Below are 14,581 nucleotides of genomic sequence, written 5' to 3' on the forward strand. Positions count from 1 at the left end.
CTCACGCCGATGAGGAGAGCAGACGTGAGCAACTTCGTGCGGCCCGCGGCCGAGGGCGCCGACCCCTTCGGCACCGCCCGGCTACGTCGCGGGGTCCTGGACGCCTGGGCGACGAGCCCCGCCCGGTTCCGGGAGGACGCGAACGCCGAGGAGGACCTCGTACTCGGGGGCTACCGGGACCGCCTGGTCGTGGAGCTGGCCCAGAACGCCGCCGACGCCGCCGCCCGCGCGGGCGTGCCGGGCCGCCTCCGGCTCACCCTCAGGGAGAACGTCCTCGTCGCCGCCAACACCGGCGCCCCCCTGGACGCCGCCGGAGTCGAGTCGCTGGCCACGCTCAGGGCCTCGGCCAAACGGGACACCCCCTCCGTCGGCCGCTTCGGCGTCGGCTTCGCGGCTGTCCTGTCCGTCACCGACGAGCCCGCGGTCGTCGGCAGGCACGGCGGCGTCCGCTGGTCCCTCGCGGAGGCCCGCGAGCTGGCCGGCGAGACCGCCCGCCACAGCCCCGGCCTGGGCGACGAGATCCGCCGCCGGGACGGACACGTACCCGTACTACGTCTGCCGTACGCCGCCGAGGGCACCGCCCCCGACCCCTACGACACGGCCGTCATCCTCCCCCTACGGGACGCCGCCGCGGCCGACCTCGCCGAGCGCCTGCTGCACGCCGTGGACGACAGCCTGCTGCTGACCCTGCCGGGCCTCGCGGAGGTCGTCGTCGAGATCGGCGACACCCCCGCCCGCACCCTGACCCGCCGCACGGACGGCCCCCTCACCGTCGTCGACGACTCCCGCGACGGCACGACGGCCTGGCGCACCCTCTCCGCACACGGCGAGACCGCGCCCGACCTCCTCGCCGACCGCCCGACGGAAGAACGCCTGCGCCCGCACTGGTCGCTGACCTGGGCCGTACCCGTAGACCCCCAGGGGCTACCCGTACGACCCAGGACCGCCCCCGTCCTGCACGCCCCCACCCCCAGCGACGAACCCCTAGGGGTCCCCGCCCTCCTCATCGCCTCCTTCCCCCTCGACACCACCCGCCGCCACGCCGCCCCCGGCCCCCTGACCGACTTCCTGGTCCAGCGCGCGGCCGACGCCTACGCCGAACTCCTCGCGGCCTGGCGCCCGGTGGACGCGAGCGTCATCGACCTCGTCCCCGGCCCGCTCGGCAAGGGCGAACTGGACGGCGCCCTGCGCCAGGCCGTCCTGGACCGGCTGCCGCGCACGGCGTTCCTGCCGCCCGCGGTGACACCAGGGACCACCGGCACCGGCCCCGCCCTCGGCCTCGCCCGCGACGAGACGTCCGGCCCGGCCTTCGGCACCGCCGAGACCCTGCACACCGGCACCAGCACCACCAGCACCACCAGCACCCACGGCACCGCCCCCGCCACCGACCCCCACACCCCCCGTACCTCCGAGGTCCTACCCCTCCCGGACGACGACCCAGGGGTTACCCCCGAGGGCCTGGACCTCCCCGAAGCCCTCCGCCCCCGCGACGCCGAGGTCGTCGAGGGCGCCGGCGCCGACACCGTACGCGTCCTCGCCGAAGTCCTCCCCACCCTCCTCCCCGCCGGTCTGGAACGCCGCGTCGAACTGCGCACCCTCGGCGTCGCCCGCGTCCCCCTCGCGGACGTCATCGACCGCCTCGCCGGTCTGGAGAAGGACCCGCACTGGTGGTACCGGTTGTACGACAGCCTCGCGGGCGTCGACCCCGACCGCCTCTCGGGGCTACCCGTACCCCTCGTGGACGGCCGCACGTCCATCGGCCCCCGCCAGGTCCTCCTCCCCCTCCCCGACACGGCGACCGGCGCCGACCCCGAGGTCCTGGCCCGCCTCGGCCTCAAGGTCGCCCACGAGGACGCCGCCCACCCCCTCCTGGAAAAACTCGGCGCCCTCCCCGCGACCCCCCGGGCCGTCCTGACAACTCCCCAGGTCCGCGCGGCGGTCGCCGCCTCCCTCGACGACGATGGTGGCGCCTGGGACGAAGACGCCCCGGACGCCGAGGAGTTGGCGGACACCGTCCTCGCCCTGGTCCGCGAGGCGGGCCTCGAACCCGGCGACGAACCCTGGCTCGGCGCCCTCGCCCTGCCCGACGAGGACGGCGAACTCGTCCCCGCCGGTGAACTCGTCCTGCCCGGCAGCCCGTTCGCGTCCGTCATCCGCGAGGGTGAACTAGCCGAGGTCGACGCCGAGTTGGCCGACAAGTGGGGCGAACAGCCGCTCACCGCCTGCGGAGTGCTGGCCACCTTCGCCCTGGTCCGCGCCACCGACGTCGTCCTCGACCCCGACGAACTGGAGCCCCGCGAGGGCGACTTCGCCGAACCCGACGACGCCGGCCTGCTGGACGCCGTCGACGTGTGGGCCGAGGACGTCCTCGACCGCTTCCCCGACTCGCCGGTGCCCCCGGTCGCGACGGAACTCGTCGCCGTCCGCGACCTCGACCTCGTCGACGACGACAAGTGGCCCCAGGCCCTTGCCCTGTTGGCGCGGCCGCCGCTGCGCGACGCGCTGGTCCAGCCGCTGCGGATCCTGCTGCCCGACGGCACCCACGAGACCGTGCGCCCCTACACCGCCTGGTGGCTGCGCGACCACCCCGTCCTCGACGGACGCCGCCCGGCGGGCCTCCTCGCGGCCGGCGGCGACCCGCTCCTGCGCGGGCTGTACGACGAGGCCGACGCGACCGGCTTCGACGACGAACAGGTCCTGCGTGCCCTGGGCGTCCGTACGTCGGTGCCCGCGCTCCTCGACGAGCCGGGCGGCGCCGCCGAACTCCTGGACCGCCTCGCCGACCCGGACCGCGAGGTCACCCCGGCCCAACTCCACGGCCTCTACGGAGCTTTGGCCGACCTCGATCCCGAACAGGTCACGCTCCCGGACGACTTGAGGGCCGTCGTCGACGGCGCGGTCGAGGTCGTGGACGCGCCGGACGCCGTCGTCGTCGACTCCCCGGACCTCCTCCCCTTCACCGACGGCACCCCCCTCCTGCCCGTACGCCCCACCAGGGCCGCCGAGTTGGCGGAACTCTTCCAGGTGCGGCGCCTGAGCGAGTCCGTCACCGGCGAGGTCGACTCCGAGGGCACCGAGCACGCCGTCCCCGAGTCCGTCGCCGTCCTCCTCGGCGCCCGTACCCCCACGTCGTACCTGGAGCACGACGAGTTGATCGTCGACGGCGTCGAGATCGACTGGCGGCTGACCGACGACGGCGTGCTGCACGCGGCGACCCTCGAAGGCGTCGCCGCCGGTCTCGCCTGGGCGGCGGGGCAGTGGCCCCGGCGGTTCGAGGTGGCGGCGCTGCTCGAAGACCCGTCCAGGACAGGGGAGTTGGCGCGGGACCGCTGGTTCGACTGAGCCGATCGACGCTCCGTGATGTTCACGTCACGCACACAATTCCCCGGATTCATCCACGATCCGTGCAACCGTTCGACAGTGCTGTGAGTCTCAAGCACCGGATCGGCGATCACCGCCGGTCCGGTGGACCCACAACTGGGGGGAATCTCATGCGCCTTCGTGCCACTGTCGCCGTCTCGCTCGGCGCCCTGGCCGTCACCGGGCTCGCCGTCCCCGCCGCGCAGGCGGACGGCGGCTACGGCAACACCCGGATCACCAAGGTCGTCGTCGACGGCGACAACAAGGTGCAGCTCTCGACGTCCGGGGTGAAGACCATCACGGTCAGCGTCACCGCCACGGACAACTCGGGTATCGCGGGGGCGGACCCGTTCGACCTGTACGGCCCCGGCTACGGCCTGCTCACCACCGGCAAGCCCGTCTGCAAGGCCGCCGGCGCCACGACCTCCACCTGCACCGCCTCGGTCAGACTGGACCCGAGGTCGGACGACATCGTGACCTCCAACGCCGGTATCTGGCACGTGGACGCCTGGATCGACGCCAAGGACGAGGACTTCGTCTGGAAGGAGAACGCCGGCTCCTTCTGGCTCCAGCGCGCGGCCAAGCTCGCCGCGGCCGACGCGACGCCCGAGCCGGTGAAGAAGGGCAAGCTCCTCACCGTCAAGAGCGGTCTGACCCGCGCCAACTGGGACAACCTCAAGTTCGGCGGTTACGCGGGCGCCGGTGTCCAGCTCCAGTACCAGAAGAAGGGTGCCAAGACCTGGACCACCCTCAAGACGGTCAAGGCGGACAGCAAGGGCAACCTCAAGACGACCGTCAAGGCCACCGCCGACGGCTCCTACCGCTACAGCTTCCCGGGTAACTCGACGACCGCGGCGGTCGCCTCCGGCGCCGACTACGTCGACGTCAAGTAGCACCCGTAGTACTCGCAGCTCCCGTAGCACCCGTAGCTCAAAAGTCTCACCAAGATCTTCACACCCGTACAACCGTTCACAGGTACTACGGGTCCGACCCTTACGGGTCAACAGACTCCACGAACATTCATCCCACTGGGGAATGCACATGCGCATACGCGCCACCGCCACCGCCGCCGCCGTCCTGGGCGCCGTGGCTGTCTCCGCCCTCGCCGCTCCGGCCGCGCAGGCCGCTCCGGCCGCCGGTCTCAAGGTGACCTTCTCGAACGTCAAGATCGGCAAGGTCCTCGTGGTCGGGGCCTCCGGCCGGGCCTCCTTCCCCGTCACGTACACCGTGACCAAGCCCGCCGCCCTGAGCGACAAGAACCTCAAGACCGGCCCCGCGATCTACCGCGGCACCACGATCACCAAGCCCTCGGACCTCTTCGTCAGCGAGAAGCCGGGCACCTGCAAGACCGTTTCCTCGACGGTCCTGAACTGCTCCGCCGCCCTCGTCTTCAACGTCACCGACGGCGACCTCGTCAACTCCGAGTCGGGCGCCTGGCGGGTCGGCGGCGTCGCCGTCGACTCCAAGGAGAACCTGGCCTGGCAGGGCGACCTCGGCGCCACCAAGCTCCTGCGCCAGGCCCGGCTGACCACCGACGCCACCCCCGAGCCGGTGAAGAAGGGCAAGCTCCTCACCGTCAAGGGCAGCCTGACCCGCGCCAACTGGGAGACCAACAAGTACGCCGGCTACGGCGCGCAGACGGTCCAGCTCCAGTACAAGAAGGCCGGCGCCACGACCTGGACGACCGTCAAGACCGTCAAGACGTCGGCCAAGGGCGCCCTCAGCACCACCGTCAAGGCCACCGCCGACGGGTACTACCGCTACAACTTCGTAGCCACGTCGACGACGGGCGCGGTCGCCTCTGCGGCCGACTACGTGGACGTCCGCTGAAGCTGAACCGCGTCCCTTAGGGGTTGAGGGTGCGGCACCGGGAAACGGTGCCGCACCCTCTCGCTCATGTCCGCCCTACGCCGGATACCGGCGGTCCACCCACCGCCACGCGACCTCCAGGACCGCCGAGGCCGCCACGGCGATCCCCACCGCGATCCACGGCATCGTCGTCCCCACCAGCTTCAGGGCGAAGAAGTGCTGGAGCCAGGGCACGGCGAGGACGACGAGGAAGGCGAGGCCCATCGTGGCCACCAGCAGGATCCGCCACCAGGTGTAGGGGCGGGCCACGATCGCGAGCACCCACATCGAGACGAGGAACAGGGTGAGCGTCGCCGCGCTGGTCTCGGCGTCCAACGCGTCGGCGCCGGTGTAGTAGTGACGGGCCATCAGATACGTCACGAAGGTTGCGACGGCCGCGATGACACCACCCGGGATCGAGTACCGCATCACGCGCCGCACGAAGTGGGGCCGCGCACGCTCCTTGTTGGGCGCGAGCGCGAGGAAGAACGCGGGGACACCGATCGTCAGCGTCGACAGCAACGTCAAGTGCCGTGGCAGGAACGGGTATTCGACCTGCCAGCAGACCACGAGCAGCGCGAGCAGCACCGAGTAGACGGTCTTGACGAGGAACAGCGTTGCGACGCGCGTGATGTTCCCGATGACCCGTCGACCCTCCGCGACGACCGAAGGCAGCGTCGCGAAGCTGTTGTTGAGCAGCACGATCTGGGCGACGGCCCGCGTCGCCTCGGACCCCGAGCCCATCGCGACCCCGATGTCCGCGTCCTTCAGCGCGAGGACGTCGTTCACCCCGTCGCCGGTCATCGCGACGGTGTGACCCCGCGACTGGAGCGCGGCGACCATCTCGCGCTTCTGCTGGGGAGTGACCCGCCCGAACACCGTGTTCTCGTCCAGCGACTCGGCCATCTCCTGCTGCGCGGCGGGGAGTTGGCGTGCGTCCACGGCCGATCCGGACAGGCCGAGCTTGCCCGCTACCGCGCCGACGGACACCGCGTTGTCCCCGGAGATGACCTTCGCCTGGACGTTCTGCTCCGCGAAGTACCGCAGCGTGTCCGCCGCGTCGGGCCGCAGCCGCTGCTCCAGCACGACGAGCGCGGCCGGTTCGACGCCGACGGCCACCTCGGGATCGTCCAGATCGCGCGCCGTGCGCGCCAACAGCAGGACGCGCAGGCCCTGTTCGTTGAGGCGTTCGGTCTCCGCGAGGGCGGGGTCGGCCGCCGTCAGCAGGACGTCCGGCGCGCCCAGCAGCCAGGTGCTGGACTCGCCCTCGGCCTCGCCGAAGCTCGCGCCGCTGTACTTGCGGGCGGAGGAGAAGGGCAGCGACTCGGTGCAGCGCCAGCCCTCCGCGGCCGGGTAGGCGTCGATCACGGCCTGCAGCGAGGCGTTGGGACGCGGGTCCGACTCGCCCAGGGCGCCCAGGACTTGGCGCACGTACGGCTCGGCGTAGCCGTCGAGGGCGCGCAGTTCGGTGACGTCCATGCCGCCCTCGGTGAGGGTGCCGGTCTTGTCGAGGCAGACCGTGTCGACGCGGGCGAGCCCTTCGATCGCCGGCAACTCCTGGACAAGGCACTGCTGTCGGCCCAGCCGGATGACGCCGATCGCGAAGGCGATCGAGGTGAGCAGCACCAGCCCCTCGGGGACCATCGGGACGATGCCGCCGATCGTGCGGGCGACGGAGTCCTTGAAGTCGTTCTCCTTGACGACGAGTTGGGTGATGACGAGGCCGATCGCGGCCGGAATCATCATCCACGTCACGTACTTGAGGATCGTCGAGATACCGGTGCGCAGTTCGGAGTGGACCAGCGTGAACCGGGACGCCTCCTCGGCGAGTTGGGCCGCGTACGCCTCGCGGCCGACCTTCGTCGCCCGGAACGCGCCACCGCCGGCCACCACGAAACTCCCCGACATCACCTGGTCGCCGGGGCGTTTGACGACCGGGTCCGCCTCGCCGGTCAGCAGCGACTCGTCGATCTCCAGGCCGTCGGACTCGACGCAGACGCCGTCCACGACGACCTTGTCACCGGGGCCGATCTCGATCAGGTCGTCGAGCACGATCTCCGAGGTGCCGACCTCGACGGCCGCGCCGTCCCGCCGGACCGTCGGCCGCGCCTCGCCGATCACCGCGAGGGAGTCCAGCGTCTTCTTGGCCCGCCACTCCTGGATGATGCCGATCCCGGTGTTCGCGAGGATCACGAACCCGAACAGGCCGTCCTGGATGGGCGCCACGACCAGGGTGATCAGCCAGAGCACGCCGATGATCGCGTTGAACCGGGTGAAGACGTTCGCCCGGACGATCTCCCCGAACGAACGGCTGCTGCGGACCGGGACGTCGTTGACCTCGCCGCGCGCGACGCGCTCCGCGACCTCGGCAGTGGTCAGCCCGCTCGCCGGTGGCGCCGGGGCTACGGGTGCGGCGTCCGCCGCGTCGGTGTGGGCCATGCCAACGACGGTACGTGCGGATCGCCCCGTTCACCCGCCGAAGGCCCCGAAGATCCGACTCGGGTAGGAGGCGTGTAGTGCCCTGGTTGTACGGGGTGTCACCCAGGGGACCGGCCCGGGGCGCCCGTACTGCCCCGGGGGTGCCCGTACTACCCCGGGGGCACCCGTACTACTCGGAGGCCGCCGCCGACTCCTCCTCAAGCGCCGCGTGCCGTTTGATCGCCGCGTCGCGCCTGCGGACGATCCAGGTGCCCAGCAGGCCGAGAGCGCCGCCCGCGAGGCACGTCCACACCCACCACAGATGGCCGTGGTCCTCGTACCACCCGTAGAACGGAAGCTGTACGAGGAAGAGGACGAACCACAGGATCGTGCCGCCGGTGATGGTCGCGACCACGGGCCCCTCCAGGGGCTCCGGCGCCTCGTGCTTCGGGGTCCACTTCGCCATGGCCTTAGCTTACGAGGCGATTACATCTACGCGCGGAGATGGTTGTTTCCGTCGTCATATGTTCATACTGAAACCGATTACACGTGACCGCTTCCAGTCGTAGGAACCACCAAACGATGTCTACCCCGACCACCGGCGCAGTCGACCGCTACTTCAGGATCTCCGAACGCGGCAGCACGCTGTCCCGGGAGGTTCGGGGCGGTTTCGCCACCTTCTTCGCGATGGCGTACATCATCGTGCTCAATCCGATCATTCTCGGAAGCGCGAAGGACATGTACGGGCATCAGCTGGACAACGGCCAGCTGGTCACCGCGACCTGCCTCACCGCCGCGCTCACCACGCTGCTCATGGGCGTCATCGGCAACGTGCCGATCGCGCTCGCCGCGGGCCTCGGCGTCAACTCCGTCGTCGCGCTCCAGCTCGCGCCGCGGATGTCCTGGCCGGACGCGATGGGGATGGTCGTCCTCGCCGGTCTGATCGTCATGCTGCTGGTCGCGACCGGGCTGCGCGAGCGGGTCATGAACGCGGTGCCGTTCGGGCTGCGCAAGGCGATCTCGATCGGTATCGGCCTGTTCATCATGCTGATCGGGCTCGTCGACTCCGGGTTCGTCACCCGCATCCCCGACGTCGCCCGGACGACCGTGCCGCTCCAGCTCGGCACCGGCGGGCACCTTACGGGATGGCCCGTACTGGTCTTCGTGCTCGGCGCGCTGCTCACCCTCGCCCTGATCGTCCGCAAGGTGCCGGGCGCGATCCTCATCTCCATCGTCGCCATGACCGTCCTCGCGATGATCATCGAGGCGGTCGTACACGTGCAGTCCTGGGGTCTGACGACCCCGAAGTGGCCGGGCAACCCCGTAGCCACCCCCGACTTCGGGCTGATCGGCAAGGTCAGCCTTTTCGGTGGGTTCAGCGAGGTCGGCGTCCTGACGGGGATCCTCTTCGTCTTCACCGTCCTGCTGTCCTGCTTCTTCGACGCCATGGGCACGATCATGGGCGTCTCGGACGAGGCGAAGCTGACCGACGCGTCCGGTCAGATGCCGGGGATCAACAAGGTCCTGTTCGTCGACGGCATCGCCGTCGCCGCCGGTGGCGCGACCTCCTCCTCGGCCACGACCTGCTTCGTCGAGTCCACCGCCGGGGTCGGCGAGGGCGCGCGGACCGGCTTCGCGAACCTCGTCACCGGCGCGCTCTTCGCCGTCGCGCTGTTCCTCACGCCGGTCGCGACGATGGTGCCCTCGCAGGCCGCGACGCCCGCGCTGCTCGCGGTCGGGTTCCTGATCCTCGCGGGCTCGGTCAAGGAGATCGACTGGGCCGACCACACCATCGCGATCCCGGCCTTCATCACCATGGTGATGATGCCGTTCACCTACTCCATCACCAACGGCATCGGCATGGGCTTCATCGCCTTCGCCGTCCTGCGCCTGGCGGCGGGCCGGGGCCGGGAGGTGCCGGTGGCGATGTACGTGGTGGCCGCGGTGTTCGGGTTCTACTACCTGATGCCGGCCCTGGGTCTTACCTGAGGTAGTACTTCAGGGCGGGTAGTACCTCAGGGCAGGTAGTACCTCAGGGTCAGGTGAGCCCGTAGAACTTCTCCGTCTCCTCGACGGCGGCCTGGAACCGCTCGTCGAAGTCATCGCGAACGAGCGTCCGGACGACATAGTCCTGGACGCTCATTCCTCTTCTGGCCGCGTGCTGCCGGAGCCGTTCGAGCAGGTCGTGGTCTATTCGCAGGCTGAGCACTGTGGTCCCCATGGGTACGAGGGTCGCGGCACGGTTCGGGGTGATGGGAGGGCTTCTGGGGCCCTGTCACCCGTATGAGTGAAAAAGTGCTGTGGGGGCGGCCAGTGGTGGGTATCACGGGCGGCTCGGCGCGCCCGACTGGTATTTAGCGAGAGTAATGAGTTAGGCTAAGAAACATGCCGGACCTCACCCACGACGACGACGCTGCCGCCGTGAACGACCTCAGATCGGCCGTCATGCGGCTCTCCCGCAGGCTGAAGCACCAGCGGGTCGACGAATCGCTGAGCCCCACCGAGATGTCGGTGCTCGGCACGCTGTCGCGCTGCGGCAGCGCCACCCCGGGCGAACTCGCCCGCAAGGAGCACGTCCAGCCGCCGTCGATGACCCGCATCGTCGCGCTGCTGGAGGCCAAGGGGCTCGTCAGCCTGGAGCCGCACCCCGAGGACCGGCGCCAGAAGGTAGTCACCCAGACCGAGCAGGCCGAAAGCATGCTGGAACAGAGCCGCCGCAAGCGGAACGCGTTCCTCGCCGGCCTGGCGGAAGAGCTCGACGACGACGAGTGGGCGAAGCTCAAGGCCGCCGCCCCCGTGCTGGAGAAGCTCGCGCATCTATAGGCAGGCACAAGGAGGCGAACCGTTTTGAGTTCGGGACCCGGAGCAGACTCCGCACCCGCACCGACCCGTACGACCCCGGAGGGACCTCCGGGGGACACCAGCGGTACCCGTAATACCAGCGGTACCCGTAGTACCGGCAGTCCCCGTAGTACCGGCAGTACCCGTAATACCCGTAGTACCTCCGGCGCCGCCGAGCCGGTTCGCAAGGCGTCGATGTTCAGCTCGCTGAAGGTCCGCAACTACCGGCTCTTCTTCCTCGGCCAGGTCGTCTCCAACATCGGCACCTGGATGCAGCGCATCGCCCAGGACTGGCTCGTCCTCAGCCTCACCGGCTCCGCGACGGCCGTCGGCGTCACCACCGCGCTCCAGTTCCTGCCGATGCTCCTGTTCGGGCTGTACGGCGGCGTCCTGGTCGACCGGCTCCCCAAGCGCCGGACCCTGCTCGTCACGCAGTCGGCGATGGGCCTCGCCGGCGTCGCGCTCGCCGCGCTGACGCTCTCCGGCCACGTCCAGGTGTGGCACGTGTACGTCGCCGCCTTCGCCGTGGGCCTCGCGACGGTCGTCGACAACCCCGCGCGCCAGTCGTTCGTCTCCGAGATGGTCGGCGCGGACCAGCTGCAGAACGCGGTCAGCCTGAACTCCGCGAACTTCCAGTCCGCGCGGCTCGTCGGGCCCGCCGTCGCCGGTCTGATGATCACCGGCGTGGGCACCGGCTGGGCGTTCCTCTTCAACGGGCTCTCCTTCGTCGCGCCGATCGCCGGACTGCTCCTCATGCGCGCGCGTGAGCTGCACGCCGTCGAGCGCGCGCCGCGCGGGAAGGGGCAGTTGCGCGAGGGGCTGCGCTATGTCGCCGGGCGGCCCCACCTGATCTGGACGATCGCGCTGGTCGGGTTCGTCGGCACGTTCGGGTTCAACTTCCCCGTCTACCTCTCCGCGTTCGCCGACGACGTCTTCCACGCGGGCGCCGGGTCGTACAGCCTCTTCAACACGCTGATGGCCGTCGGCTCGCTGGCCGGCGCGCTGCTCGCCGCGCGGCGCGGGACCTCGCGGATGCGGGTGCTGATCGGGGCGGCCGTCGCCTTCGGCGCGATCGAGGTCGTCGCCGCGTTCGCGCCCTCGCTGTGGGTGTTCGCGCTGTTCATGATCCCGCTCGGGATGTTCGGGATGACCGTCAACGTCACCGCGAACACCGGGATCCAGCTCTCCACGGATCCCGCGATGCGGGGGCGCGTCATGGCCCTCTACATGATGGTCTTCCTCGGCGGATCGCCGGTCGGCGCGCCCATCGCCGGCTGGATCACCGACGCGTACGGGGTGCGTGCGGGATTGGCCGTAGGGGGCGCGATCGCCCTCCTGGCCGCCGTCACGATCGGGCTGGTGCTGACTCGTGTCGGCGGGTTCCGATTGTCGTTCGGGTGGCACGGGGGGCATCCGCGGGTGCGGTTCGTGCCTCGGGCCGAGTCGGCGGGGTTGGCCCGAGCGGCTTGAGAGGGGGGCGGGGGCGTACCCGTACTACTTCAGGGGGCGGGGGCGTACCCGTACTACTTCAGAGGTGGCGGGGGTGTACCCGTACGACTTGAGAGGGGCCGCCCCTACCCCGTACGTCCTCCCCGCTCCGGCGCCGGGGCTTCTCAGAGCCGGCGTTCCAGGAGCTGTCCCGGCCACGTGTCGTTCACTGTGAACGCGTGGGTCGGGGTGAAGCCGTTGGCCTCGTAGTAGGCGACGAGTTTGCGGTCGTCACCGGCGTAGCAGTCGACGCGCAGGAGGGAGACGCCCGCGTCGCGGGTCGCGTGTGCGGCGTGGGCGAGGAGGGCGCTGCCGACGCCGGTGCCCTTGAAGCGGCGGTCGCTGGCCAGCCAGTGGACGTAGCGTTCGGGCTCGCCGGGCGGTGGGAGGTGGGCGAGGTAGGCGCCGGGCGCGTCGGTGAGGGTGAGGGTGCCCGCCGGTACGCCGTCCACCTCCGCGATGTACGTCTCGCCCTCGTCCATGTACCGGGCCACCGACTCCACCGTTCCCGGGTTCTGCGAGAGCGGCGTCGACCCCCACTGCCCCGTCCGCCCCTGCGCGGCCAGCCACGCAACGCCGCTGTCGAGCATGGCGAGTATGACGGGGATGTCCCTAGGGGTGCCTTCTCGGATCGCGATCTCCATGCCGGCCATCATGCCGGGCGGGACAATCCCGGGTATGAGACTCTTCGCCGCCGTGCTGCCTCCGGACGACGTCACCGCCGAACTCGCCTCCGTGGTGGACGAGTTGCGCGCGCTGCCGGGTGCTGAGGCGCTGCGGTGGACCGAGCGGGCGGGGTGGCACCTCACTCTCGCGTTCTACGGGGACGTCGACGAGGACACCGTTCCCGAGCTGTCGGCCCGGCTGGAGCGCGCGGCCCGGCGCAGCACGCCGTTCGGACTCGCCGTGCGCGGGGGCGGGCAGTTCGGGCACGGGCGGGTGGTGTGGGCCGGGGTGGCGGGCGAGGTGGCCGAGCTGCGGCTGCTCGCGCAGCGGGCGGAGGCGGCGGGGCGCAGGGCCGGGGTGGAGATGGGGGAGCACCGGCGGTACAAGGCCCATCTGACGCTGGCGCGCGGGCGCGACGCGGTGGACACGGGGCCGTACGCCGACGTCCTCGACCGGTTCGCCGGGCGGACGTGGCGGGTGGGGGAGCTGGCGTTGGTGCGCAGCCACCTGCCGGTGTCCGGGGTGACGGGGGAGCGGCCCCGCTATGAGGTGGCCGGGCGGTGGGCGCTCGGCGGGGCCGGTTAGGCTCGGTGGCGTGGATCCTAAGACCCGGAACCGGATCATGGCCGGTGCGCTTGTGCTGATGTTCGTCGTGGTGGCGGTGGCGGCGGCTGTGGGGAAGTGAAGCGTCGTGGCGTGGCGGGGCCGCGTGCGGTGTGCGGCGGCCCCGCGTCTCCCCTCAGGGGCGTACGACCGGGGAGGTAGGGGGACTGCTCCGAGGTATCCCCCGTCGGCTCCGAGGCCCCCTAGGGTCTGTCGTCGTCTTCCCGTCTGCCGGGGGCGGCTCCAGTACCCGTACTACCTGCCCGTCATGACCCGTACTACCAGGCGAACGCCTCCGGTGACGGGCCCGGCCCCGGGAAGATCTCCTCCAGGCCGGTCAGCAGGTCCTCGCTCAGCTCCAGCTCCACCGCGCGGATCGCCGACTCCAACTGCTCGGCCGTACGCGGGCCGACGATCGGGCCGGTCACGCCGGGCCGGGTGAGGAGCCAGGCCAGCGCGGCCTCGCCGGGGTCGACGCCGTGCTTGTCGAGCAGGTCCTCGTACGCCTGGATCTGGGCGCGGACACCGGCGTCCTTGATCGTGTCGGCGGCACGGCCCTCACCGCGGCGCCCGCCCTGGACGGCCTTCCTGAGGAGCCCGCCGAGCAGCCCGCCGTGCAGCGGCGACCACGGGATCACTCCCAGGCCGTACTCCTGCGCCGCGGGGATGACCTCCATCTCGGCGCGCCGCTCGTAGAGGTTGTAGATGCACTGCTCGCTGACCAACCCGTACGACCCGCGGCGTACGGCCGTCTCGTTGGCCTGGGCGATCTTGTACCCGGGGAAGTTGGAGGAACCGGCGTAGAGGATCTTGCCCTGCTGGACCAGGACGTCGATGGCCTGCCAGATCTCCTCGAAGGGGGTCAGGCGGTCGATGTGGTGGAACTGGTAGAGGTCGATGTAGTCGGTCTGGAGCCGCTTGAGGGAGGCGTCGACCGCGCGGCGGATGTTGGCCGCCGAGAGCTTGTCGTGGTTGGGCCAGGCGTCACCCTCGGCGGCCATGTTGCCGTAGACCTTGGTGGCGAGGACGACCTTGTCGCGGCGAGCGGGGCCACCGGCCGTGAACCAGTTGCCGATGATCTCCTCGGTGCGGCCCTTGCCCTCGCCCCACCCGTAGACGTTCGCCGTGTCGAAGAAGTTGATGCCCGCGTCCAGCGCCGCGTCCATGATCGCGTGGCTGTCGGCCTCGTCTGTCTGCGGACCGAAGTTCATCGTGCCGAGGACCAGTCGGCTGACCTTGAGTCCCGTGCGTCCGAGCTGCGTGTACTTCATGGTCCTCAAGCCAACGACTTCGAGTGGACTCGAAGCAAGCGACTTCTGAGTACTACGGGATCTACGGGTCTGCTATCTAGAAGTTA

Annotated in this window: 12 protein-coding genes; 7 read left to right on the top strand and 5 right to left on the bottom strand. The window is 70.6% G+C overall.

Going from position 1 to position 14,581, the window contains the following annotated elements; all coding sequences use genetic code 11:
- Nucleotides 1-24: 24 nt before the first annotated feature.
- The 3 genes from IAG44_RS22980 to IAG44_RS22990 all read left to right on the top strand — a co-directional run bounded on the left by IAG44_RS22980 (nt 25) and on the right by IAG44_RS22990 (nt 5,190).
- Nucleotides 25-3,342 (top strand): sacsin N-terminal ATP-binding-like domain-containing protein, encoded by a 3,318-nt coding sequence (locus IAG44_RS22980; RefSeq protein WP_187748951.1) that lies wholly within the window; start codon nt 25-27, stop codon nt 3,340-3,342.
- 149 nt (nt 3,343-3,491) lie between these two features.
- Nucleotides 3,492-4,253, top strand: coding sequence for a calcium-binding protein (locus IAG44_RS22985; RefSeq protein WP_187748952.1), 762 nt, complete (start codon nt 3,492-3,494; stop codon nt 4,251-4,253).
- Nucleotides 4,254-4,401: 148 nt separating this feature from the next.
- Complete coding sequence (locus IAG44_RS22990) at nt 4,402-5,190, top strand: hypothetical protein (protein ID WP_187748953.1); 789 nt, start codon at nt 4,402-4,404, stop codon at nt 5,188-5,190.
- A 75-nt stretch (nt 5,191-5,265) separates the two neighbouring features.
- Here the strand turns inward: IAG44_RS22990 and IAG44_RS22995 are convergent, their stop codons facing one another.
- Both IAG44_RS22995 and IAG44_RS23000 read right to left on the bottom strand, forming a co-directional pair.
- Nucleotides 5,266-7,647 (bottom strand): HAD-IC family P-type ATPase, encoded by a 2,382-nt coding sequence (locus IAG44_RS22995; protein WP_187748954.1) that lies wholly within the window; start codon nt 7,645-7,647, stop codon nt 5,266-5,268.
- A gap of 169 nt (nt 7,648-7,816) precedes the next feature.
- Nucleotides 7,817-8,092 (bottom strand): DUF2530 domain-containing protein, encoded by a 276-nt coding sequence (locus IAG44_RS23000; protein WP_187748955.1) that lies wholly within the window; start codon nt 8,090-8,092, stop codon nt 7,817-7,819.
- Nucleotides 8,093-8,208: 116 nt separating this feature from the next.
- Between IAG44_RS23000 and IAG44_RS23005 the strand changes: the two genes are divergently transcribed.
- A complete protein-coding gene (locus IAG44_RS23005; protein ID WP_187748956.1) occupies nt 8,209-9,615 on the top strand; it encodes an NCS2 family permease in 1,407 nt (468 codons plus the stop codon).
- Nucleotides 9,616-9,664: 49 nt separating this feature from the next.
- Here IAG44_RS23005 and IAG44_RS23010 read toward each other — a convergent pair whose 3' ends face one another.
- Nucleotides 9,665-9,847: a ribbon-helix-helix protein, CopG family gene (locus tag IAG44_RS23010; RefSeq protein WP_187748957.1), complete on the bottom strand. Its 183-nt coding sequence runs from the start codon at nt 9,845-9,847 to the stop codon at nt 9,665-9,667.
- A 164-nt stretch (nt 9,848-10,011) separates the two neighbouring features.
- Between IAG44_RS23010 and IAG44_RS23015 the strand changes: the two genes are divergently transcribed.
- Nucleotides 10,012-10,449, top strand: coding sequence for a MarR family winged helix-turn-helix transcriptional regulator (locus IAG44_RS23015; protein ID WP_187748958.1), 438 nt, complete (start codon nt 10,012-10,014; stop codon nt 10,447-10,449).
- A 213-nt stretch (nt 10,450-10,662) separates the two neighbouring features.
- Complete coding sequence (locus IAG44_RS23020; protein WP_187752829.1) at nt 10,663-11,937, top strand: MFS transporter; 1,275 nt, start codon at nt 10,663-10,665, stop codon at nt 11,935-11,937.
- A gap of 143 nt (nt 11,938-12,080) precedes the next feature.
- On the opposite strand, the gene IAG44_RS23025 is transcribed toward IAG44_RS23020, so the two are convergent.
- Nucleotides 12,081-12,599 (bottom strand): GNAT family N-acetyltransferase, encoded by a 519-nt coding sequence (locus IAG44_RS23025; protein WP_187748959.1) that lies wholly within the window; start codon nt 12,597-12,599, stop codon nt 12,081-12,083.
- A gap of 34 nt (nt 12,600-12,633) precedes the next feature.
- Between IAG44_RS23025 and thpR the strand changes: the two genes are divergently transcribed.
- Nucleotides 12,634-13,206, top strand: a complete 573-nt coding sequence (gene thpR, locus IAG44_RS23030; protein ID WP_187748960.1) for an RNA 2',3'-cyclic phosphodiesterase — start codon at nt 12,634-12,636, stop codon at nt 13,204-13,206.
- A 296-nt stretch (nt 13,207-13,502) separates the two neighbouring features.
- Here the strand turns inward: thpR and IAG44_RS23035 are convergent, their stop codons facing one another.
- A complete protein-coding gene (locus tag IAG44_RS23035; RefSeq protein ID WP_187748961.1) occupies nt 13,503-14,495 on the bottom strand; it encodes an aldo/keto reductase in 993 nt (330 codons plus the stop codon).
- Nucleotides 14,496-14,581: the final 86 nt, after the last annotated feature.

Source organism: Streptomyces roseirectus (assembly GCF_014489635.1).
GTDB classification, from domain to species: domain Bacteria; phylum Actinomycetota; class Actinomycetes; order Streptomycetales; family Streptomycetaceae; genus Streptomyces; species Streptomyces roseirectus.